Annotated in this window: 19 protein-coding genes; 9 read left to right on the top strand and 10 right to left on the bottom strand. The window is 66.2% G+C overall.

What is annotated here, in order from left to right; genetic code table 11:
• Positions 1 to 857, bottom strand: an 857-nt coding sequence (locus ACFDS3_RS14290; RefSeq protein ID WP_375263027.1) for an ABC transporter permease subunit, incomplete at its 3' end; no start/stop codon positions are given.
• 112 nt (positions 858 to 969) lie between these two features.
• Positions 970 to 2265 carry an extracellular solute-binding protein gene (locus tag ACFDS3_RS14285; protein ID WP_375263026.1) on the bottom strand — a complete coding sequence of 432 codons (1296 nt, stop codon included), beginning with the start codon at positions 2263 to 2265 and terminating at the stop codon, positions 970 to 972.
• 292 nt (positions 2266 to 2557) lie between these two features.
• Here ACFDS3_RS14285 and ACFDS3_RS14280 point away from each other — a divergent pair, with 292 nt between their 5' ends.
• From ACFDS3_RS14280 to ACFDS3_RS14260, 5 genes are all read left to right on the top strand, one after another.
• Positions 2558 to 4405 carry a YbhB/YbcL family Raf kinase inhibitor-like protein gene (locus ACFDS3_RS14280; RefSeq protein ID WP_375263025.1) on the top strand — a complete coding sequence of 616 codons (1848 nt, stop codon included), beginning with the start codon at positions 2558 to 2560 and terminating at the stop codon, positions 4403 to 4405.
• A 140-nt stretch (positions 4406 to 4545) separates the two neighbouring features.
• Entirely contained in the window at positions 4546 to 4758 is a 213-nt protein-coding gene (locus tag ACFDS3_RS14275) for a hypothetical protein (RefSeq protein WP_375263024.1), read from the top strand.
• 27 nt (positions 4759 to 4785) lie between these two features.
• Positions 4786 to 5079, top strand: coding sequence for a hypothetical protein (locus ACFDS3_RS14270; protein WP_375263023.1), 294 nt, complete (start codon positions 4786 to 4788; stop codon positions 5077 to 5079).
• Between the two features lie 196 nt (positions 5080 to 5275).
• A complete protein-coding gene (locus tag ACFDS3_RS14265; RefSeq protein WP_375263022.1) occupies positions 5276 to 6148 on the top strand; it encodes a YihY/virulence factor BrkB family protein in 873 nt (290 codons plus the stop codon).
• A gap of 218 nt (positions 6149 to 6366) precedes the next feature.
• Positions 6367 to 6894, top strand: a complete 528-nt coding sequence (locus ACFDS3_RS14260; RefSeq protein WP_375263021.1) for a DUF2269 family protein — start codon at positions 6367 to 6369, stop codon at positions 6892 to 6894.
• Here ACFDS3_RS14260 and ACFDS3_RS14255 read toward each other — a convergent pair.
• Positions 6864 to 7388 carry a DUF2231 domain-containing protein gene (locus ACFDS3_RS14255; protein ID WP_375263020.1) on the bottom strand — a complete coding sequence of 175 codons (525 nt, stop codon included), beginning with the start codon at positions 7386 to 7388 and terminating at the stop codon, positions 6864 to 6866. The genes ACFDS3_RS14260 and ACFDS3_RS14255 overlap by 31 nt on opposite strands.
• Before the next feature lie 66 nt (positions 7389 to 7454).
• Here ACFDS3_RS14255 and ACFDS3_RS14250 point away from each other — a divergent pair, with 66 nt between their 5' ends.
• From ACFDS3_RS14250 to ACFDS3_RS14235, 4 genes are all read left to right on the top strand, one after another.
• Positions 7455 to 8066 carry a cytochrome c oxidase subunit II gene (locus ACFDS3_RS14250; RefSeq protein WP_375263019.1) on the top strand — a complete coding sequence of 204 codons (612 nt, stop codon included), beginning with the start codon at positions 7455 to 7457 and terminating at the stop codon, positions 8064 to 8066.
• Entirely contained in the window at positions 8063 to 10546 is a 2484-nt protein-coding gene (gene ctaD, locus ACFDS3_RS14245) for a cytochrome c oxidase subunit I (protein WP_375263018.1), read from the top strand. Before ACFDS3_RS14250 ends, ctaD begins: the two co-directional genes overlap by 4 nt.
• Positions 10543 to 10866 (top strand): hypothetical protein, encoded by a 324-nt coding sequence (locus ACFDS3_RS14240; RefSeq protein ID WP_375263017.1) that lies wholly within the window; start codon positions 10543 to 10545, stop codon positions 10864 to 10866. The genes ctaD and ACFDS3_RS14240 overlap by 4 nt, the downstream gene beginning before the upstream one ends.
• A gap of 302 nt (positions 10867 to 11168) precedes the next feature.
• Positions 11169 to 12971 (top strand): methyl-accepting chemotaxis protein, encoded by a 1803-nt coding sequence (locus tag ACFDS3_RS14235; RefSeq protein WP_375263016.1) that lies wholly within the window; start codon positions 11169 to 11171, stop codon positions 12969 to 12971.
• A gap of 252 nt (positions 12972 to 13223) precedes the next feature.
• Here the strand turns inward: ACFDS3_RS14235 and ACFDS3_RS14230 are convergent, their stop codons facing one another.
• The 7 genes from ACFDS3_RS14230 to ACFDS3_RS14200 form a co-directional block, all read right to left on the bottom strand.
• Complete coding sequence (locus tag ACFDS3_RS14230) at positions 13224 to 15221, bottom strand: TRAP transporter permease (protein ID WP_375263015.1); 1998 nt, start codon at positions 15219 to 15221, stop codon at positions 13224 to 13226.
• Between the two features lie 6 nt (positions 15222 to 15227).
• Complete coding sequence (locus ACFDS3_RS14225; protein WP_375263014.1) at positions 15228 to 15677, bottom strand: DUF1850 domain-containing protein; 450 nt, start codon at positions 15675 to 15677, stop codon at positions 15228 to 15230.
• Complete coding sequence (locus ACFDS3_RS14220; protein WP_375263013.1) at positions 15677 to 16636, bottom strand: TAXI family TRAP transporter solute-binding subunit; 960 nt, start codon at positions 16634 to 16636, stop codon at positions 15677 to 15679. Before ACFDS3_RS14220 ends, ACFDS3_RS14225 begins: the two co-directional genes overlap by 1 nt.
• 103 nt (positions 16637 to 16739) lie before the next feature.
• Positions 16740 to 18239 (bottom strand): sensor histidine kinase, encoded by a 1500-nt coding sequence (locus ACFDS3_RS14215; protein WP_375263012.1) that lies wholly within the window; start codon positions 18237 to 18239, stop codon positions 16740 to 16742.
• Between the two features lie 108 nt (positions 18240 to 18347).
• Positions 18348 to 19307, bottom strand: a complete 960-nt coding sequence (locus ACFDS3_RS14210) for a 2-hydroxyacid dehydrogenase (protein WP_375263011.1) — start codon at positions 19305 to 19307, stop codon at positions 18348 to 18350.
• Positions 19308 to 19354: 47 nt separating this feature from the next.
• Positions 19355 to 20215: an amidohydrolase family protein gene (locus tag ACFDS3_RS14205; RefSeq protein ID WP_375263010.1), complete on the bottom strand. Its 861-nt coding sequence runs from the start codon at positions 20213 to 20215 to the stop codon at positions 19355 to 19357.
• Positions 20212 to 20450 (bottom strand): enolase C-terminal domain-like protein (locus ACFDS3_RS14200; RefSeq protein ID WP_375263009.1); only part of this gene is annotated, 239 nt, incomplete at its 5' end. The genes ACFDS3_RS14205 and ACFDS3_RS14200, both read right to left, overlap by 4 nt.

The raw sequence follows: 20450 nt of genomic DNA, 5'->3' as shown, positions 1-20450 counted from the left end.
TAGCCGTCGTTGAAGACCTTGTAGACCAGCGTCATCGGGTTGTTGGCGGGCTTGTCCTTCAGCACCACGTCGAAGATCGGGAAGGTGTCGAACATCGCATAGGTGATGTTGATCACCAGCAGGAAGAACGCGGTCGGCGCCAGAAGGGGCAGCGTCACGTCCCGAAAGCGCCTCCAACCCGAGCGCGCGTCGATCAGCGCGGCCTCGCGGACCGAGGTGGGGACGGCCTGCAGGCCCGACAGGAAGAAGATGAAGTTGTAGGGGATCTGCTTCCAGACCGAAACCGTGACGAGCGCGATCGCCGTGTCCTGATAGTCGATCCCGACCCGCAGCTCGTGCCCGAAAAGCGCGGCAAGCTGGGTCAGCGGCCCCATGTGCATGTCGAAGAACATCATGCCGATCAGCCCCGCCACCGGCGGCGCAATCGCGTAGACCGAGATCAGAAGCGTCTTGTAGGCCGTGGCCCCGCGGATCACCTTGTCGGCCTTCACGGCCAGCAAGAGTCCGAAGCCCAGCGACAGCGCCGTCACGATCGCGCAGAAGAACGCGGTGAAGGCGGCGGTGCTGGCATACTGGCTGGAGGTCACGGCGGCGGTGTAATTCTCGATCCCCACGAAGGTCGCGCCGAAGCCGAACGGGTCTTCGATGTAGAAGGACGAGGTCACGGCCTGGACCGAGGGCCAGTAGAAGAAGATCACCACAACCGCGAGCTGCGGCATGAGGAAGAGCCACGGCGTCAGCGGGCGGTCGAACTGAACGCGCTTGGCGGGGTTCGGCGTCTCGGCGGCGTACCAGGCGCGCAGGCGCGGCAGAAGCGCGCGATTTCCGGACACGGTACGAACAGGCATGTCGGTCATTGAAAGCCCCGATCTTGCTGGTGGGAGCCGCCGTCCCGGGGGCGGCCGCTCCAATGGGGAAGGCGGACCCGGGCGTTTGCCCGGACCCGCCCGTCATGCACAGAGGGCCAGGTCAGCTCGACGTCTTGGCGAAGCGCGCCAGGAGCTGGTTGCCTTCGGTCTGGATCGTGTCGAACGCATCCTGAACCTCGACCTCTCCCGAGAAGATGCGGTTGAACTCACGCTCCATCACGGTGCGGATCTGGGGGTAGAAGCCCAGGCGGTAGCCCTTGGTCCACTCGCCGCCGTCCAGCATCAGCTGCTGGATGCCGACCTCGGCCACCGGCTGCTCGTCGTAGTAGCCCTGGCTCTTGGCCAGCTCGTAGGCGGCCTCGGTCACGGGGACGTAGCCGGTGTTCTTGTGCCAGTAGACCTGCGTTTCGGGCGAGGTCAGGAAGGTGAAGAACTGCGCGGTGCAGGTGTTCTCGGCCTCGGACTTGCCGGCCATGGCAAACAGCGCGGCGCCACCGATGAAGCTTTGCGTGCCGGCACCCTCGATCGCGTCCCAGTAGGGCATGAAGTCGGCGCCGAATTCGAAATCGGCCGACTGCTGGAGACCACCGAACGACCCGGACGAGCCGATCCACATGGCGGCCTCGCCTTCCTCGAAGGGCTTGAGGTTGTCGGCCCAGCCGGCGCCGTAGAAGCCGTAGAGCCCGTCGTCGGCCCATTCCTTCAGCTTCTCGAACATCATGACCTGGTTTTCGTCGTTGACGATCAGCTCGGTGCCTTCGACGCCGTCATAGCCGTTGTTGTTCGTGGCGAACTGCTGGTTGTTCCGCGACTTGAAGTTCTCGACCATCATCCAGGTCAGCTGCGAGGCGGTCAGCGGCGTGTAGCCGGCCTCTTTCAGTGCGGGGGCGATCTCTTCGAACTCTTCCCAGGTGGTCGGGGGCTCGACGCCGGCCTCCTCGAAGGCGGCGGTGTTGTAGTACATGATCGGCGCCGACGAGTTGAACGGCATGCCGATGAACTTGCCGTCGCCGTCGGCGTAGAAGTTGCGCACGCCGGCGATGAAGTCGTCACGGTTGAACTCTTCGCCCGCGCCAGTGATCAGGTCCTCGGCGGGGATGGTCGCGCCCTCGGCGGCGATGATGGTCGCGGCGCCGGCGTCGAAGACCTGCAGGATGTTCGGCTGCTCGCCCGAACGGAAGGCGGCGATGCCCGAGGACAGCGCCTCTTCGTAGGTGCCGCGCGACACGGGGGTCAGCTTGCAGTCTTCCTGCGATGCGTTGAACTGCTGGGAGATCTCGTTGATCACCTCGCCGTTGCGGCCGCCCATGCCGTGCCACCAGCTGATGTCGGTCTGCGCCATGGCCGTGGAGGCGGTCAGCGCGAATGCGATCGTTGTCGCCGTGGTCTTCATCATGTCCCTGGTCCCTTCAGAATGTCGTCTGAGGAGCGGCACTAAGCACGGCCTGTAACGTTTCCATCCCATTTTCGTGAAGGTTTTTTAACAGGCACGGCGCCCCGGACACAGGGGACCGAACCGCCGGGGCCGGCACCGCAAGCGAGGCTGCGGAACCCGGCTGCAACCTCAAGGGCGTGGCGATGCGGGGCCGGAACCGGACGCGGCCATCCGGCTTTCCTGAGCAGGCGCTGCGGCCGCGGCGTCCATCTCCTCGCGGAATCCGCCCGTGAGGCTTCACCGCGAGGTTCAGATGCCGCGATATTCCCTTACCGCCACAGCCGCCATCCTTGGGTCCGTGATCGGGGGCAGCGCCAGCGCGCAGGCGCCAGAGTCCCTGCCGCCCGTCTCGGAACAGCTCGAGAACCCCACGAGCGCCGACGTCACCATCGTCGGCAGCATCCTCGAGCCCGCACAGCTCGCGCCCACGCCCGAGCGGCTGGACCGGCTGTCCCTGCCCCAGGGGTTCGAGATCTCGGTCTTTGCCGAGGGGCTGGTCAACCCGCGGATGCTTGCCGTGGCCGATGACGGCACCGTGTATGTCACCCGCCGCGCGGTCGGCGACGTGGTCATGCTGCGCGACGAAGATGGCGACGGCATCGCCGATGTGGAAAAGACCGTCGCCAGCCGCCCCGACATGCACGGCATCGCCATAGACGGCGAGACCGTCTACCTTGTCACGGTCGGCGAGATCTATCGCACCACGCGCCGCGAGGACGGCACGCTCGAGCCCCTGGGCGAGCCGATCGTGAGCGACCTGCCTGCCGGCGGTCAGCACCCGAACCGCATGGTCGTCGTGGGGCCGGACGGGTTGCTTTACGTCTCGGTCGGGTCGACCTGCAACGCCTGTGGCGAGACGGACCCGCGCAACGCCACGATGATGCGGATCGCGCCGGATGGCAGCCGGTCCAGCATCTTTGCCAGCGGGTTACGCAACACGATCGGCTACGGGTTCGAGCCTGCTTCGGGCGAGCTGTGGGGGATGGATCATGGCATCGACTGGCTCGGCGACAACGAGCAGCACGAAGAGCTGAACCACCTCGTCGAGGGCAACAAGTACGGGTGGCCCTATGTCTACGACGACGGCCAGTTCAACCCGCAGGACGAGCCGCCCGCGGGCATAACGCTTGAGGAATGGGCGGCCGAAAGCGCCGATCCCGTCGCCCTGTACGTGCCCCACGCGGCGCCCATGCAGATGGCCTGGTATACCGGCGACGCCTTCCCCGAGGAGTATCGCGGCGATGCCTATGTCGCGATGCGCGGCTCGTGGAATCGGCGGCCGCCTTCGGGCTACGAAGTGATGCGGCTCGACTTCGAGGATGGCGAGCCGGTGGGCCTGGAGCCTTTCATCACCGGCTTCCTGATGGAGGACGAGGAAAGCCCCTCGGGCTGGGGCCACCTTGGCCGGCTTGCCGGGCTCGCGGCGGGGCCGGACGGTGCGCTCTACCTGTCGGACGACACCAACGGCGTGATCCACCGGATCGTCTATACCGGCGACGGCTCGGGCCAAGGCGCTTCGGAGGCCACCAACGCCGAGGGCGAGGTCAGCATGTCCGGGGAGGACACGGCAGAGGCCCCCGCGAGCACAGAGAACGCCTTGGCGACCGAGATCCTGTCGGCGCAAGGCGGGGCGGTCGACGTGACCTCGCCCGCATTCGGGGACGGAGAGGCGATCCCGGCCAAGTACGCGGCCGAGCAGCAGGACATCTCGCCCCCGCTCGACTGGGCCGAGGGCCCCGAGGGCACACAAAGTTACGTCGTGATGGTCGAGGACCCGGACGTATCCGAAGAGCCGCCCTTCATTCACTGGCTGATCTACGACATCCCCGCCGATGTCACCGCGCTGCGCGAGGGGGTGCCGGGTGCGCCCGAACTGCCCCTGCCCGAAGGGGCGAAGCAGGGCGCGAACGACCACGGCACCACCGGCTGGTTCGGGATGCGCCCGCCGCAAGACGACCCGGCGCATCACTACCACTTCCAGGTCTTCGCGCTCGACACGATGCTGGACCTGCCGCACGGCGCCAGCCGGGCTCGGCTGATCGACGCGATGGAGGGGCACGTCCTGTCCACCGGCGAGCTCGTGGGCACCTACGAACGGTGACGGACACGAGGGCGGCGGCTGGATCGGCCGCCGCCCTGCTTTGCAAGCGATTTCTCGCCCGACATAACACCTGCGTGACTCTCGGCCGGAACTTCGCTTGCGCCTGCGCCTTGTGTTGGCAACGGAGGGAGGACCGACGAATGCAGAGCAATGCCGCCATCTCTCGCAGCAGCGCGACCGCCGATCTCGGGCGGCGTCGGCTGGGTGGGCGGTCCTGCGACATCCGCGTCCGTCCCGACCGTTGCGACCGAAGCCCGGATCGCTCGGCGCGCGCCCAGATCATGCGGACCCACCGTCTCGCTTTCACGCGCGACCTCGGCACCAAGACTGCCGCAGCCGACGAGCCACGCTGAACCCACGCATCCAGGAAAGGACCTGTCATGGCAGACCAACGCGACCCGAAGAACACCACCACGACCACCGGAACCCGCACGGGCACGGGCACCGACGCGACCCACAACCGCGCAAACCCGAACACCACGCACAACACCGGCAAGAAGGACAGCGGCGGCATCGGCAAGTGGCTCGGGATCGCCGCGGCCGTCATCATCCTGCTGTTGCTGCTTGGCTGGCTGCTGGGATGGTTTGCCGAGGACACCGCCGAAATCGAGACCGTCAACCCGACCGTGACCGAAGAGCCGGCCGTCGGCGAGGACGTCGAAGTCGTCGAGTAACAGGCACCACGCCCGTAGCTTTCCGCGCCGCAGGTGTTGCGCCTGCGGCCGGCTGACGAGGGCCGCGCGACACCGCTCGGAGTGCCATGCGCTGCCCCTCCCCCCGCGCCTTCGCCGCGGGGGGATATCTTTTGCACCGCCCCAGAAGACGGCACAGATCCGCGCCGCCTTGCCGTAAGAAAGAGGCTTCCGTTCATTGCGCATCCAAGGCGTCACCCCGAAGCAGTTCCTTCTAGAGCTCTACGCAGCAATCAACGACGACAACGTCTTCAACGGCGCCGCAGCGCTCGCCTTCTACCTGACGCTGGCGATCTTCCCCGGCTTCATCTTCGTGATGAGCGTCCTTCCCTACCTTCCCATCGAGGACGTCGACCGCGAGATCATGAGCGTGGTCGGACGCGCCCTGCCCCCGGCCTCGGCCGAGCTGCTGGAAAGCGTCGTCAACGAGGTGATGGAGCAACAGCGGGGCGGCCTGCTGTCCTTCGGCCTGATCGCGACGCTGTGGGTGGCGTCGTCGGGCATGTACGCGATCATGCAGCAGCTCAACATCACCTACGACGTCAAGGAAGCCCGCAGCTTCATCCGCGGACGCGCGACCGCCATCGTGCTCAGCCTGGTCTTCGGCGCGCTCGTGATCGTGGCCTTTTCGCTTGTGGTCATGGGCGACCTGGTCAGAACCGGGATTGCCGAGCAGTTCGGCAACACGGGGACGATGGGGCTGGGCTTCACGGTGTTCCGATGGGTCGTGGTCGGCGGGACGCTGCTGCTGGGCCACGCATTCTTCTACAAGTTCGGCCCGAATGTAGAACAGCGCTTTCGCTTCATCACGCCCGGCAGCGTGTTCGGAAGCATCCTGCTGGTGCTCGCCTCGCTGGCGTTCTCTTTCTACATCCAGGATTTCGGCAATTACGACGCCACCTACGGCAGCATCGGTGCGGTGATCATCCTGATGCTCTGGCTCTACATCGCGGGGTTCGTCATCCTCGTCGGGTCCGAGATCAACGCCCTGCTCGAACACCACAGCCCCCACGGCAAGCAGCTGGGCGAAAAGAAGCAGCCCGAAAATTGATCCACAACATCGGAACGGCGGGCGGAACCCTCGGCGGGGTCTCCAGTTGAAGAACGACGCGCTTTCGCGTGTCGAGGACAATCCGGATCCGACCCGAGGCACATGAACGGTATCAAGCGCGGCCCGCCATCACTCCCGCAGGCGCTTTCATCATGCAGAACGTCCCTCGCCCCCTGCCGAACGCGGGCGGCACACTTTGGGCTGCGAGGCGGTGCGACATGATCCAGATCGACCTTGGCAGCCTTTTCACGCTGCTCGTCCCCTACTTCAAGGCCGTGCATATCCTGGCGCTGTTCATCTGGTGCGGCGGGCTTTTCGCGCTGCCGCTCATGCTGGCGAGCCACAAGCCCGAGAACACGATCAGGGAATATGTCCGCATCCGCCGCACGACGCACCTGACCTACACGATCGTCGTCACGCCCGCCGCCGTTGTCGCCGTCGTGGCCGGAACGTGGCTGATCTTCTTCCGCGAGGTGCTGGTCCCCTGGCTCTACGCCAAGCTTCTCTTCGTCGTGCTTTTGGTCTGCGTCCATGCATGGATCGGGCACATCCTCGTCTCGGTGGCCGAAAGCAACCGCGAGAAGCAGCCGCCCCCCGCGATCGTGCCGATCCTGGCCGCCCTGGTGCCGATGCTGGTCATCCTGACCCTCGTGCTGGGCAAGCCGGACCTTTCGGGCATCACGTTCCCGGACTGGCTGACCGAGCCGCGGGACGGTCAGTTCCCCTTCGAAGTCCCCAGACGATAGTCAAAGACGAGCTTGCCGCCATGCCATCCCGTGAGACCCACCATCATCAAGCTCAGGCCCGAGATGAGGATGCCGTATGGCAGCACCGCCTCTTCATAGCCATAGAGCCGATGGGCCCAGTTCGCGGCCAGCAGGCCCAGGAGGGTCACGGCGATGATCGCGTGGGTCCAGGGCGCGGCGCGGGCGCGGATACCGCTGGCCAGAAGCAGCTCGGCCGTGCCCGAGAACGCGGCGAGCATGCCGAACATGAACCCGGTCCCCGCAGCCCAGAGTGCGGCACGCGCCCAGAACGCGTCGCCCGTCCACCAGTAGAACAGGTCCGCGCCGAATGCGCAGAAGGTCAGCGCGATGGGGAACGCCACGCTCATCGCGTGGATCGGGTGACCGACGATCGAGATCTGGGACTCGGTCTCGTCGAAGCCCGGCCGGTCCGTGATCGGGTCGACCAGCTTCTCGTCTTCCTGCGGGTCGTCCTGGGCTGTGTCCTGCGGCATCATCGGCTCCTGAAGGTGTTGGTCCTTGGCGCAACGCCCGTCGCCCTCGCCGGTTGCGAGGGCGCGATGTCGACGGTCGATCCGGCGGGCCCGGCGGCGCGGCACATCGCGATGCTCTGGTGGGTGATGCTTCTGGGCGGCACCGCGATCTTCGTCTTTGTGATGGCCCTCATCGCATTCGCGTTCCTGCGGCGGAGCGAAGGCTCGAAGGGGTCCGAACGCGTCTGGATCATCGGACTTGGACTTGGGTTCACCATGTCGATCCTCGCGGCCCTCCTTGCCTACGGCCTTTTCGTAGGCGAGCGACTGCTGCCGCGGATCGGCGACGAGGTCGTCTCGGTCAATGCCGAGGGCCGCCGCTGGGCCTGGACCTTCACCTATGACGACGCCCCCGAACGCGTGACCGAGGACGAACTGCACATCCCCGCCGGCAGACCCGTGGATGTCGCGATTACCACGACCGACGTGATCCACAGCTTCTGGGTGCCGCGCCTTGCCGGCAAGCTCGACGCGATCCCCGGCCACGTCAACGTCCTGCGGATCGAGGCGGACCTGCCGGGGCGCTATCCCGGCGCGAGCAGCGAATTCAGCGGCGACGGCTATGCCGGGCACGAATTCGCGGTCATCGCCCACGACCCCGAGGGGTGGCAGCAATTCCTGACAGGAACGAACGAATGAACACGCTCGAGCGGCACCGCAAGTTTCAGAAGATCTGGGCCTCGAATCCCGGCTGGAAGGGGTGGTTCTCGACCGTGAACCACACCGACGTGGGGCGAATGTTCCTGCTGACGTCGTTCTTCTTCTTCGGTGTGGGCGGCGTGCTGGCGATGCTGATCCGCGCACAGCTCGCGACGCCGGACTCGGCCTTCGTCGGCCCGGAGGTCTACAGCCAGTTCTTCACGATGCACGGGACCATCATGATGTTCCTGTTCGCCATCCCGACCTTCGAAGGGATGGCGATCTACCTGTTGCCGAAGATGCTGGGGACCCGCGACCTCGCCTATCCGCGGCTGACGGCCTACGGCTACTGGTGCTACTTCTTCGGCGGCTCGATGCTGCTCGCCTCAATGGTGCTGGGGATCGCGCCGAACGGCGGCTGGTTCATGTATCCGCCGCTGACGGGGCCGGTCTTTTCGCCGGGCATCAACACCGACTTCTGGCTGCTCGGCATCACATTCGTCGAGATCTCGGCGATGGCCGCCGCGGTCGAGCTGTCCGTTTCGATCCTGCGCTACCGGGCGCCCGGCATGACGCTGGCCAAGATGCCGATCTTCGCCTGGTACGCGCTGGTCACCGCGCTGATGATCCTGATGGGCTTTCCGCCGCTGATCCTGGGATCGATCCTGCTGGAGCTCGAGCGGGCCTTCGGGCTGCCCTTCTTCCAGGTCGACCTGGGCGGAGACAGTCTTCTCTGGCAGCATCTCTTCTGGCTCTTCGGCCACCCGGAGGTCTACATCATCTTCCTTCCGGCGGCGGGCGCGGTATCGACCATCCTGCCGGTCATGGCACGCACGACGCTGCTGGGCTACGTCTGGATCGTCGCCGCGGCGGTGGCGTTGGCGTTCCTCAGCTTCGGGCTGTGGGTGCACCACATGTTCACCACGGGCATTCCGCAAATGGGGCTCGCCTTTTTCTCGGCGGCTTCGACTCTGGTGGCGGTGCCGACGGGCGTGCAGGTCTTTGCCTGGATCGGGACGCTGTGGAAGGGGCGTCCGCAGCTTCTCTTGCCGATGCTGTATATCCTCGGCTTCTTCATCACCTTCGTGATCGGGGGCCTGACGGGCGTCATGGTGGCGATCGTGCCCTTCGACTGGCAGGCGCACGACACGTACTTCATCGTGGCGCACCTTCACTACGTGCTGTTCGGCGGCTTCGTCTTCCCGATCCTCGCGGCCGTTTATTACTGGCTGCCCCACATGACCGGGCGGCAGCGGCTTTTCCGCATTGGCGAGGTCGCCTTCGCCCTCATCTTCTTCGGCTTCCACGGCACGTTCCTGGCGATGCACTGGGCCGGCCTTCTGGGCCAGCGGCGGCGTATCTTCACCTATGATGCCGATGCCGGCTGGACCGTCATCAACCTGATCTCGTCGGTCAGCGGGTTCATCATGGCGTTTGGCCTGGGAATGGTGCTGCTCGACGTGGTGCTGAACTTCTTTGCGTCCCTGTGGTCGCGGCGAAATCCCTGGAACTCGGGGTCGCTTGAATGGGCGATGATCACGCCCGCGCCGAACTACAACTTCGCGAGCCTTCCGCATGTCGAACAGCGCGACCCGCTGTGGCATGACCCCGGACTGGCGGTGCGCCTCGCACGGGGCGAAGGATACCTGTCGGTGCCGCGCCACAACCGGCGCGAAACGCTGACGGTCGAGGCGGCGCGTGGCACGCCCGACTACATCGTGGTCTATCCGGGCAACACGCGGCTGCCGATCCTGATGTCGGCCGTCACGGGGCTGTTCTTCCTGTCCTTCCTGCTCAAGCAATACTGGTTCGCGCCGATCCCCCTCATCGGGGTCATGGCGCTGGCTCTCTACTGGGTCTGGATGCTGGGGCACCGGCACGACCTTGGGGACGACGACATCGGCCACGGCATCGCCCTGCCCCACGCGGGCGAGGTCGATCGCGCGCCGGGATGGTGGGGCTCGCTGTTCCTTCTCGTCGCGAACGGCGTCTTCTTCGGCTCGCTGATCTTCGGCTACGGCTTCCTCTTCACGGTCGCGCCGGGCTGGCCGCCGCCGGAGTGGCTCGAGCCCTCGATGATCGAGCTGGTCGGAGGCATCGCCGGCGCCTTCGTCGCGACGATCGGCATAAGGATCGCCATCCACAGCAACCGCAAGAGCGGTTCGGCCTGGGCCGGACTGATGGTCGCGGCCGCGGGCACGCTGGCGGTGATCCTCGCCATGGTTGCGCTGATCCTGCGGGCGCCGCCGCCGACCGAGCATGCCTATAACGCGACGCTCGTGGTCCTTGGCGGCTACGGGTTGCTACACGCGCTGCTTCCGATGCTGATGCTTGGCTTCCTTGCCGCGCGGCTCCAGCGCGGCTTCATCTCCGCACGGCGGCGGGCGGAGCTGCCGATCGCCGGCATCTGGATCGACTACATGGCGGTCGTCACGGCGCTCACGCTGATCGCGGCCCACGCGCCGGGATATCTGGCATGAGAGACATGGTGCGCATCCTGATCGGCCCGACGGCCTGGCTCGCCGCCTTCAGCGCGGTTTACGGTCTGCACGGGATCGCCTGCTCCTTCGGCTGGGCCGACGCCGGGCTCTGGGGCTTCACGCTCATGCGCGTCGCCCTCGCCGCGGCATGGCTGGCCTGCACCATGGTCCTCGTGCTGATCCTCGTCGGGCTCTACCTGCCCCGCTTCGCCTCGCGATCGAGCTTCGTCCAGAAGGTCAGCAGGGTGACGGGCTGGGTCGGCCTCGTCGCGACGCTCTGGTCGCTGCTTCCCGTGGTCGCCACCTCGACCTGCGGCTGAGATACCGGCCTCGGCCGTTGTATGGCCGATTGAGATCACAACTGAGCTGGACCTGAGTGTCGCTGTCACAGGACTGGCTGTTCCGGCCTTGTCAGCCCCTGATCCGCTTCTCTGCAGGTGTCCTTCGTCGCGGCGTGGGGCTGCGTGACATTCCGTAGCGGCACCTGCGGCCGAGCACGGCTGCGGAAACTGAATATCAACTTCCGCGCGTCAGAGTTCCCACAGCAAAACCCCCGGGGGGAGGAGCGCCGAAGCACGGGTTCCGTGCATCGAAGCTGTGAGTGGACATGAGGGATTCAGGAATGAGACTTACCGTCACAAAGAAACTTATCGGCCTGGTTGGCCTTACCGTACTGATTTTCATTTCGATTTCAGTATTCGACATCGTGAAGCTGCGCAGAGTCATGGTCAACGATCGGGAAGAGGTCGTGAAATTCCAGGCGGAAAGCGCCGCATCCATTGCCACCGCGTTCATGGAAAAGGCGGCCGCGGGAGAGATGACAGAGGCCGAGGCAAAGGCCCGCGCCAGCGAAGCGATCGGGGCGATACGCTACGGGAACGACGACTACATCTTCGTGAACGACACCGCCGCAATCATCGTCACGCATCCCAGCGAAGCCCTCATCGGGCAGTCCCAGTGGGAGAAGCAGGATGCCAACGGCGTCTTCCTGTTTCGCGAGCTGGTCGCGCGCGCTCAAGAAGGCGGCGGCTTCACGCCCTATCTCTGGCCTCGCGCGGGCTCTGATGAACCCATCGCCAAGATCAGCTACTCGAAGCTGGTGCCCGGCTGGGACTGGGTGATCGGGACCGGAGTCTACGTCGAAGACCTCGAAGCGAACGCCGCGCCGGCACTGCGGAGCGAGATAATCTCATCGGTTGTGCGGGTGACGGCCCTGCTGGCCTTCATGATCATCTGTGGATGGTTCATCGCCCGCAGCATCGCCCGACCCCTCAACAAGATGGCAGGAGCCATGCAGCGCGTGGCCGCCGGCGACCTCGAGGTCGACCTTCCCACGGGGCGGCGGGACGAGATTGGCGTATTGGCAGACTCAGCCAGCGAGATGATCCAGAGCCTCACCTCGATGAGCGCTGCAGCCGAGAAGCTTGCGAAAGGGGATCTGACCGCCGATGTCGAACCGCGCTGCGAAAACGACCGGCTCGGCGTGGCGCTCCGGAACATGACGAACAAGCTGCGTGACGTGATCTCGAACGCCGAGATCAGCGCGCGCTACGTGGCGCAAGGTGCGGACCAGATGAGCGCAACCTCCGAGCAGCTGTCGGCGGGCGCCAGTCAGCAGGCCTCGGCCGCGCAGGAGGCGTCGGCTTCGGTGGAGCAGATGGCGGCCAATATCCGCCAGAGCGCCGACAACGCCAGCCAGACCGAGAAGATCGCGACGCAGAGCGCTGTCGAGGCAAGGAAGTCCGGCGAGGCCGTGGGGAATGCGGTCCGCGCAATGAAGACGATCGCCGAGAAGATCAACATCATCCAGGAGATCGCCCGCCAGACCGATCTTCTGGCGCTGAATGCGGCGGTCGAGGCGGCCCGTGCCGGGACCCACGGCAAGGGGTTCGCGGTCGTGGCCAGCGAAGTGCGCAAGCTCGCCGAGCGGTCTCGCCAGGCCGCAAGCGAGATCGGGCGGCTCTCGGGCGAGACAGTCGAGGTCTCGACCGAGGCTGGGCGGATGCTCGACACGCTGGTGCCGAACATCCAGCGCACGGCGGACCTGGTGCAGGAAATCAGCATGGCCACGCGCGAGACGACGATCGGCGCCGAGCAGATCAACCAGGCAGTCCGCGAGCTCGACAAGGTGATCCAGCAGAACGCGGCGGCGGCCGAGCAATCAGCGGCTACGAGCCAGGAACTGGCTGCGCAGTCGACACAGCTGACCGGCGTGATCGGCTACTTCCGCGTAGGCGACAGGGGCAACGCCGCCCGACTCCAGCCCGGCGCAACAGCAGGAAAGGTGCATCCGATCCACGCTCCGCGCGCAGCAGTAGCCCGACCGGAGAAGGTTGCGCAACCTGCGACCCCGTCCAGCAACGGCTATGACCTTGATCTGGTGGAAGACGTCTGCGACCAGGACTTCCAGCGCTACGCGGGCTGAGAATCCGCGTGGGGGGCGGGACGCCCCACCCCCCACGATTCTACCAGCGGCTGGCGGACCGCGCGACGGAACACAGTGGAAAATAGCCCGTCATGATCGAGGGCCGCTTACGAAGCGATGCCGGCCGCTCGACCGGCGGGATATGGGTCTCTTGATCGCCACGGGACGAGCGCCTGGCCCAGTTCGGCACATCATCCGCGACGGAACACTGCAATGCAGCTCCTCCACCAGTCGCCGCCTTGCGCACTCGTTTCAAGCATGGCCCGGTGTCTTGGCGGCTTCCTGCGGAGGCGAACGTCGTTCGGCCAACGCATTCGCGCCGAGAAGCATTGCGATCACCACTGCGCCGACGGCCTCGACAGCGAGGCTTGGCCAGAACACGCCAATCACCGCCAGCATCGCCAGGATACGCTGCCACCAGGGCATGGGCGCGAACAGGAAACCCTCGAGCGCGGCGGCGAAGGCTACCAGCGCCAAGACCGCGATCAACCCGTTCCACAGGACCAGAGGCAGCGGTCCGCCGACGATGATCGGCTCGTTGAAGACCATGAAGAGCGGGACGAGGTAGAGTCCCTTGGCGAACTTCCACGCCTGCACCGAGGTCTCCATCGGTGGTGAGCCGGCGATCGCCGCCCCCGCGAACCCGGCCAGAGCCACGGGGGGCGTCACATTCGAGTCCTGGCTCCACCAGAAGACCACCAGATGCGCGACCAGCAGCGGGATGCCGAACGTCTCGGTCAGGGCCGGGCCGACGAGGATGATGAGCACGATGTAGGCGGCCGTCACCGGCAGTCCCATCCCGAGGATCAGGCTCGCGATCACCACCAGAAGCAGCGCCAGCAGAAGGTTGCCCCCCGAGAAGGCGAGCATCATGGCCGAGAATTTCAGCCCCAGCCCGGTCAGCCCGACGACGCCAACGATGACGCCCGCCACGGCACAGGCCGCCGACACCGCGACGGCGTTGCGGGCGCCAAGCTCCAGCGCTTCGAGCGTCTTGGCCACACCGACCTTCAGAAGCGCCACCCCCCCTGCCCAGGTGGGGCCGCGCCTCACGAAGGCGAAGATCGCGCGCAGCACAGCCGAGGCCACGACCGCAAGGATGGCGTAAAAGCCCACGCGCATCGGCGAGTAGCCTGCCACCAGCAGCCAGACCAGCACCCCGAGCGGCAACAGGAAGTGCCACCCGTCCGCCAACACCTCGCGCGTGCGCGGCAGTTCCGAGGCCGGCAGCCCCTCAAGCCCGCGCTTCACAGCGGCGATGTGGACCAGAAGATAGACAGTCCCGAAATAGAGGAAGGCGGGGAATATCGAGATCATGACGATCTCGATATACGGGGTCCGGGTGAATTCGCTGATCAGGAAGGCGCCTGCGCCCATGAGGGGCGGCATGATCTGTCCGCCGGTCGAGGCGGCCGCCTCGATGCCACCGGCCTGTGCGGGGCGGTAGCCCAGCCTCTTCATCAGCGGGATCGTGAAGGCGCCGGTGGTCACAACGTTCGCGATGGCGCTGCCCGAGATCGAGCCCATGCCAGCCGACGCGATCACCGCCGCCTTTGCAGGGCCGCCGCGCTGACGCCCGGTGGTGGCGTAGGCCAGGTCGATGAAGAACTTGCCCGCGCCGGTGACTTCAAGGAACGCGCCGAAGAGGACGAAGATGAAGATGAAGGTCGCCGCCACCCCCAGCGGAATGCCGTAGATCCCTTCGGCACCGAGGGTCAGCTGGCTCGCCAGCCGTTCGAGCGAATAGCCCCGGTGGTTCAGGATGCCGGGCATCAGGTCCGACAGGAACGGCAGCTCGCCCCGGTTTCCGGCGAAGGCATAGACGATGAAGACCGCCCCGATCGCCGTGATGGTCCCGCCGATCGCGCGGCGCGACGCCTCGAGCACGACAATGGCCGTGACGATGCCCACCGCAATGTCCTGGGGACGGGGGAAGATGGCGTTCGCGATCGCGTCGATATTCGCCGGGACCCAATAGCCCACCAGCACGCCGCAGAGGATGAGCGGACCATCGATGGCCCAGCCGACCACGCCGCGGCGGCGCTCCCGGGTGACGGGGAACATGAGAAAGCAGAGGACGAGGATGAAGCCCAGGTGGATGGGGCGCTGATAGAACAACCCCAGCGGCTGGATGCCGGCGGAATAGAGCTGAAACAGCGACAGCGCGATCCCGACGATCGAGATCGCGATCAGGACCGCCCTCGGCTGAACCGCCGCGACGCTGACTTTTTCCACCCCCGGTTCTTCCATGCAGTGCTACTCCAAAGCGATGTGTACGCGTCGATGCTCGGCCTGCTGGGACAGCGAGACTTCGGCGTCCTCGGTCCGCAGGCGGTGATCGACAGCCATGCTCCCGGCCCTCAGGACGTAGGCGCCACCGGGCACGGGCTCGTCGATATCGAGGATCCAGTAGCCCCCCTCACCGTCCGAGACCTGCCTGCCCCGGCCAGGTATGTGGCCGAGCCCGGCGGCGAAATCGGGCTGGTGAGACTTGACGAGGACCATCCGGCCGTCGCGATTCTCGTAGCAGTCGGCGACCTCGAACCCCTGCACCGAGTGACGCCAGAGCACGCACCAGCCCGCGCCCTGCGCGACAGGAAGGCGGGCGATCTCGGTCCCGTCGTCCAGCCGGGCCGTCAGTTCGGACGCCCCGACAGGCGCGGTGAGCAGGAGGGCAAAGAGCCCTCCAGCGACGAAACTGCGCATTATTCCCGAAGATCGTCGGGAATGTCGGCGCCGGTCTCTTCGAAGTAGCGGATCGCACCGGCGTGCAGCGGCACCGGAGTCGCCGACATGGTGAACTCGACCGTGGTCTCTTCGGCGGCGGGGTGCACCGCGCGAAGCTCTTCGATGTTCTCGTACATCGCCTTCGTGATCTGGTAGACCGTCTCTTCATCCATTTCGGACGAGACGACCAGGACGTTCGGCACGCCGATGGTCGAGATGTCCTCTTCCACGCCTTCGTAGGTGCCGCTGGGCAGCGACAGTTCGGTGAAGGTCGGATCAGCCTCCTGCGCCGCGGCCACCTGCTCGTCGGTCAGCGGGATCATCCGGATGTCCTGCGTCGTGGCGAGGTTCAGGATTGATGACGTGGGCGCGCCGACGCTCCAGAACCCGGCGTCGACGTCGCCGTTGGCCAAAGCGTCCGCCGTTTCGTTGAAGTTCAGGCGCTGCGCGGTGAAGTCGTCGAAGGACATGCCGTTCGCCTCGAGGAGCGTCTGGGCGTTCACCTCTGTCCCCGAGCCCGGCGCACCGACCGACACGCGCTTGCCCTCGAGATCCTCGAGCGACTGGATGTCTGAATCCGCAGTCGTCACGATCTGCACCATGTTGGCATAGAGCGACCCGATCGCACGGATCATCGGCAGCTGCTGCCCCTCGAATCGGCCGGTGCCCGCATAAGCCTGCTGCACGGTGTCGGCGAGGCCAATGGCGAGGTCGGCGTCGCCGGTGGCGATCAGGCCCATGTTTTCGACCGAGGCGCCGGTGACTTCGGCAGTCGCGCTCATCCCTTCGACGTGGTTGTTGATGACCTCGGCAAGGCCACCACCCATCGGGTAGTAGACGCCGCCCGTCCCGCCCGTCGCGATCGACAGCTGCGATTGCGCGACGGCCGGACCGGCCGCAAGCGCCGCAAGAACCGTGATTGCACGAATGTGTAGCATGTTTTTATCCTCCCTTGGTCTGTCGCGGTCGAGCCTATCCGGACCCTGCCCGGTTGCAACCTCCTTAATGGCCAGTCGCAGCGCGGACACGGAGGCCGTCGCCTCAGCTTTCTTGGATCGCGTCCAACGGAGCGTCGAGCGTGAACAACACGCCGGAAGGCAGGTATTCGATCCGGGCCGTGCCCGCCGTCTCTGCCGCGACGCCCCCTTCGATCAGCATCGAGCCGAAGCCCCTGCGGGTGGGCCGGGACACGACCGGGCCTCCGGCCTCTGTCCAGGAGAACCGCAGGATCGACGCGTCGTCCCGCGTTTCTACGCTCCAGCCGATGCTGACACGGCCGGAATCGACGGAGAGCGCGCCGTACTTCGTCGCGTTCGTCGCAAGCTCATGCAGCGCAAGAGAGAGCGCGAGAGCGGCACGCGAGTTCAGCGCAAGACCGGGACCATCGATCCGAAACCGCTGGCGATCATCGTCGTGGGTCTGAACGGCAGCGGTGACCACGTCCGCGATTTCGGCACCCTCGCCGCTCCGCCGCGTGAGGGCGTCCTGGGCACGGGACAAGGCGAGGATGCGGGCGTTGAGGGTGGCTTCGGCCTCTTCGAGCGAAGCGGCACCACGAAGCGTGCGCGTGGCGATGGCGTTCACGGTCGCCAACGTGTTTTTCACGCGGTGGCTCATCTCGTTCATCAGCAGTTTCTGCTGGCGCTCCGCCACGACCCGTTCGGTGACGTCCGAGCCCTGGACGAAGATGTGCGTGACGATGCCCTCGTCGTTCCGGATCGGCTGATAGACCAGATCGACGTGCCGCTGCTCGGGCGCCCGCCCCTCGTGACGCTGAAGCAGGACCGGCATCGCCGTCGCGGTCAGCGCTTCGCCGCTGCGGAACGCGGTGTCGAGCATGTCGATGAAGCCTTGGGTCGCAACTTCGGGCAAGGCTTCGCTGACCGGCCGTCCGAGGATGTCGCGACGTCCGACGAGCCGCATGTAGCCCGGGTTCACCATTTCAAACACGTGGTTCTCGCCACGCAACATGGCCATGAACGACGGCGCCTGCTCGAACAGGCGCTGAAGGCGATCCTGCTCTGCCGCGTTGCGCCGATCTGCCAGGACCCGCGCCGTCGTCTCGACCACGATCGCCAGCACGCCGGCGGGCACGCCATTCTCGTCGAGAACCGGAGAGTAATCGAGGTTCATCCAGGCCTGCTGCGGACGCCCGCCGCGGTGCAGGGTGAGTTCCTGGTCCTGATAGGACAGCGTCCCTCCGGCGAGGCAGACCTTCATGACGTTGTCGTTGAAATCGGCGACTTCGGGCCACCCTTCGCGGACGCCGGAGCCGAGCAGATCCGGATGCCGGTTGGCGGCGAACTCGGTATAGCCGTCGTTGTAGATCATGACGCCGCTGGGCCCCCAGAGCATCACGATCGGCACCGGCGTGCGCAGAACGATACGCACGGCCGCCTTCAACGATTCCGGCCAGTCTTCGATAGGTCCCAGAGGCGTGGTCGACCAGTCGTAGCAACGGATGCGCTCTGCCATCTCCCCACCGCCGACCAGAAACGGCAGGTCGTTCTTCGGAGCGTCAGCGAGTTCGGCCAGTGGCATGGGCTTCTGATTCCGAAGGGATGCATTCTCCTGATACGGCGCACCTGCAAAGCTCGCAACCTCTTCTGGAAGCGAAAAGCGGTGGAGACATCGCAGGTCCCCTAGCCGCTACACCCGCGCTGCGTTGACGGGTGTCAGCGGCGGGCGTCCGGCGAAATGCGCTCTGAGGTTGTCGTTGACCAGTCCGGACATCGCATCCCGTGTCTCTGTCGTGCCGCTCGCGTGGTGCGGGTAGAGCACGACGTTGGGAAGCTGCGTCAGCGCCTCGTCGGGGGCCGGCTCGCTCCAGAAGACATCCAGCGCGGCGTTCGCAATCCGCCCGTCCTTCAGCGCGGCGATGAGGGCGGGTTCGTCCACAACGCTGCCACGGGCGACGTTGATGAAGGTTCCGTCGGGGCCCAGCGCATCCAGCACCTGCGCATCGATCATGCCCTCGGTTTCGGCGCTGCCGGGGACCACGGCGATGAGGATATCTGCCCATTCAGCCAGCTCCCGAGCCGTGGCACGGAACGTGTAGGGAGACTTGGTGCGCTCGCTCCGCGCGGTATAGCCGATCTCCAGACCGAAGGCTTCGGCCCGGCTGGCGATGGCGCTGCCGATCCGGCCAAGACCGACGATGCCCAGCCGCTTCGCACGAAGGGTCGACGTCAGGGGCATCGCCCCCTCCTGCCCCCAGCGACCGGAGCGGACATGGTCATGCCCGGCCACCATGTTGCGCCGCGCGTTGATCAGCAGACCCAGCGCCGCGTCGGCCACGTCATCCGTCAGAACGTCGGGCGTGTTGGTCACGATGATCCCATGCTCTGAACACGCGTCCACGTCGATCGCGTCGTAGCCCACGCCCGAGGAGGAGACGATCTCCAGCTTCGGCAAATGCTCGAGCAGCGCGCGGTCCAGCCCCACGCCCCCGGTCGTGACGGCGCCGCGGATGCGAGGGCCGACCTCTGCCAGCAGCGCCTCGGGATCGTCCGCAAGGTCCAGCCGGTGCAGCGTGAAGTCGCTGCCCAACTCGGCAAGCTTCGCCGGCCGCGTGGGCCCTAGCACAAGGATTTCGGGACGATCGCTCATGGCTGGAGCCTCCTCAGGTTGACGCAGCGCGCCTGAAGCTGCCTGCCCTAGCGCGGCCGGAAGAACAAGTCGTCGGGGTTCTCGACCAGCGCCGCGTGTCTTGCAGCGTCTGACGGAAACCACGACAGGACCGTGTCCAGCAGTGCTGCGTCGTCGGGATAGTCGTCGGTCGTCTTCGCCATGTTGTGGGGCCAGTTCGTGCCCCAGACGATGCGTTCGGGGGCGTGGGCGGCCATCTCGCGGGCGACCTCGGCCACGTCATCGTAGCCGGGCGCGCCGACGGTGCTGCTTTCGTAGCAGCCGGCGAACTTGAACCAGCAGTTGCCGCCGTCGAGCAGGCGCTTGATAGCCGCCTTCCGGCCCGGCGTGGGACCATCAAAGATCTTGGCGTGGTGGTCGAGGATCCACGGCTGGTCGAGCCGGGCCAGCCGCGCCTCTTCTTCTTCGATCCGGCTGCCGTCGAACTGCACCGTCATCACCCAGCCGCGCGCCTTGGCCCTCGGCGCGACCTCGTCCAGCTTCGACAGCGGCACCGCCCCACCCGGCAGGTCCATGATGCGCGCGCCCACGACGCCCGCCTCGGCCAGCCGGTCGAGTTCGGCCTCGGAGGTGTCGCCGTCGATGCAGCCGATGCCGTGCGCGACGTCGCCCATCTCGGCCAGGCAGGCCAGGAGGTTGCCGTGGTCCTTCTGCTGGGCATTGCCCTGCGTGACCACGACCCGGTCGATGCCCAGCCACTCCATCACCTTGCGGTACTGGTCGGGCGTCGGAAGATCGCCCGGCGGGTTTGGTGGGCCGCCGTCGATCGAGGGGTAGCCGGGCAGATACATGTGCATCTGCGTGTCCACCGTGCCCTTGGGCAGGGAGGTCTGCGGCTTGGGTCCGGTCAGCTTGCGTTCGATGGTCATGGGGCGTCCTTCGGGGCGAATTCGGTCAGAGCGTCGCGGTTCACATCGATCCCGAGGCCGGGGCCGTCGGGGATCGTGACGACGCCATCGCGATGTTCGATCGGAGTGGTCACGACCGCCTGCCGGAACGGGTTGTGGGTGCGGTCGAACTCGAGGATCGGCTCGATCGGGTCGCGGCGGACGGGGTTCGGGACCATCGCCGCCATCCATTGCAGGGACGCCGCGATCTGCACCG

It is taken from the genome of Palleronia sp. (genome assembly GCF_042089775.1).
GTDB lineage: Bacteria > Pseudomonadota > Alphaproteobacteria > Rhodobacterales > Rhodobacteraceae > Palleronia.
This window is presented reverse-complemented; position numbering and strand designations above follow the sequence as displayed.

Excerpts from the sequence above, each read along its gene's own strand:
- ACFDS3_RS14285 (WP_375263026.1), bottom strand. The coding sequence starts at position 2,265 with ATGATGAAGACCACGGCGACAACGATCGCATTCGCGCTGACCGCCTCC.
- ACFDS3_RS14280 (WP_375263025.1), top strand. The coding sequence starts at position 2,558 with ATGCCGCGATATTCCCTTACCGCCACAGCCGCCATCCTTGGGTCCGTG.
- ACFDS3_RS14275 (WP_375263024.1), top strand. The coding sequence starts at position 4,546 with ATGCAGAGCAATGCCGCCATCTCTCGCAGCAGCGCGACCGCCGATCTC.
- ACFDS3_RS14270 (WP_375263023.1), top strand. The coding sequence starts at position 4,786 with ATGGCAGACCAACGCGACCCGAAGAACACCACCACGACCACCGGAACC.
- ACFDS3_RS14260 (WP_375263021.1), top strand. The coding sequence starts at position 6,367 with ATGATCCAGATCGACCTTGGCAGCCTTTTCACGCTGCTCGTCCCCTAC.
- ACFDS3_RS14255 (WP_375263020.1), bottom strand. The coding sequence starts at position 7,388 with ATGCCGCAGGACACAGCCCAGGACGACCCGCAGGAAGACGAGAAGCTG.
- ACFDS3_RS14250 (WP_375263019.1), top strand. The coding sequence starts at position 7,455 with ATGTCGACGGTCGATCCGGCGGGCCCGGCGGCGCGGCACATCGCGATG.
- ctaD (WP_375263018.1), top strand. The coding sequence starts at position 8,063 with ATGAACACGCTCGAGCGGCACCGCAAGTTTCAGAAGATCTGGGCCTCG.
- ACFDS3_RS14240 (WP_375263017.1), top strand. The coding sequence starts at position 10,543 with ATGAGAGACATGGTGCGCATCCTGATCGGCCCGACGGCCTGGCTCGCC.
- ACFDS3_RS14235 (WP_375263016.1), top strand. The coding sequence starts at position 11,169 with ATGAGACTTACCGTCACAAAGAAACTTATCGGCCTGGTTGGCCTTACC.
- ACFDS3_RS14230 (WP_375263015.1), bottom strand. The coding sequence starts at position 15,221 with ATGGAAGAACCGGGGGTGGAAAAAGTCAGCGTCGCGGCGGTTCAGCCG.
- ACFDS3_RS14225 (WP_375263014.1), bottom strand. The coding sequence starts at position 15,677 with ATGCGCAGTTTCGTCGCTGGAGGGCTCTTTGCCCTCCTGCTCACCGCG.
- ACFDS3_RS14220 (WP_375263013.1), bottom strand. The coding sequence starts at position 16,636 with ATGCTACACATTCGTGCAATCACGGTTCTTGCGGCGCTTGCGGCCGGT.
- ACFDS3_RS14215 (WP_375263012.1), bottom strand. The coding sequence starts at position 18,239 with ATGCCACTGGCCGAACTCGCTGACGCTCCGAAGAACGACCTGCCGTTT.
- ACFDS3_RS14210 (WP_375263011.1), bottom strand. The coding sequence starts at position 19,307 with ATGAGCGATCGTCCCGAAATCCTTGTGCTAGGGCCCACGCGGCCGGCG.
- ACFDS3_RS14205 (WP_375263010.1), bottom strand. The coding sequence starts at position 20,215 with ATGACCATCGAACGCAAGCTGACCGGACCCAAGCCGCAGACCTCCCTG.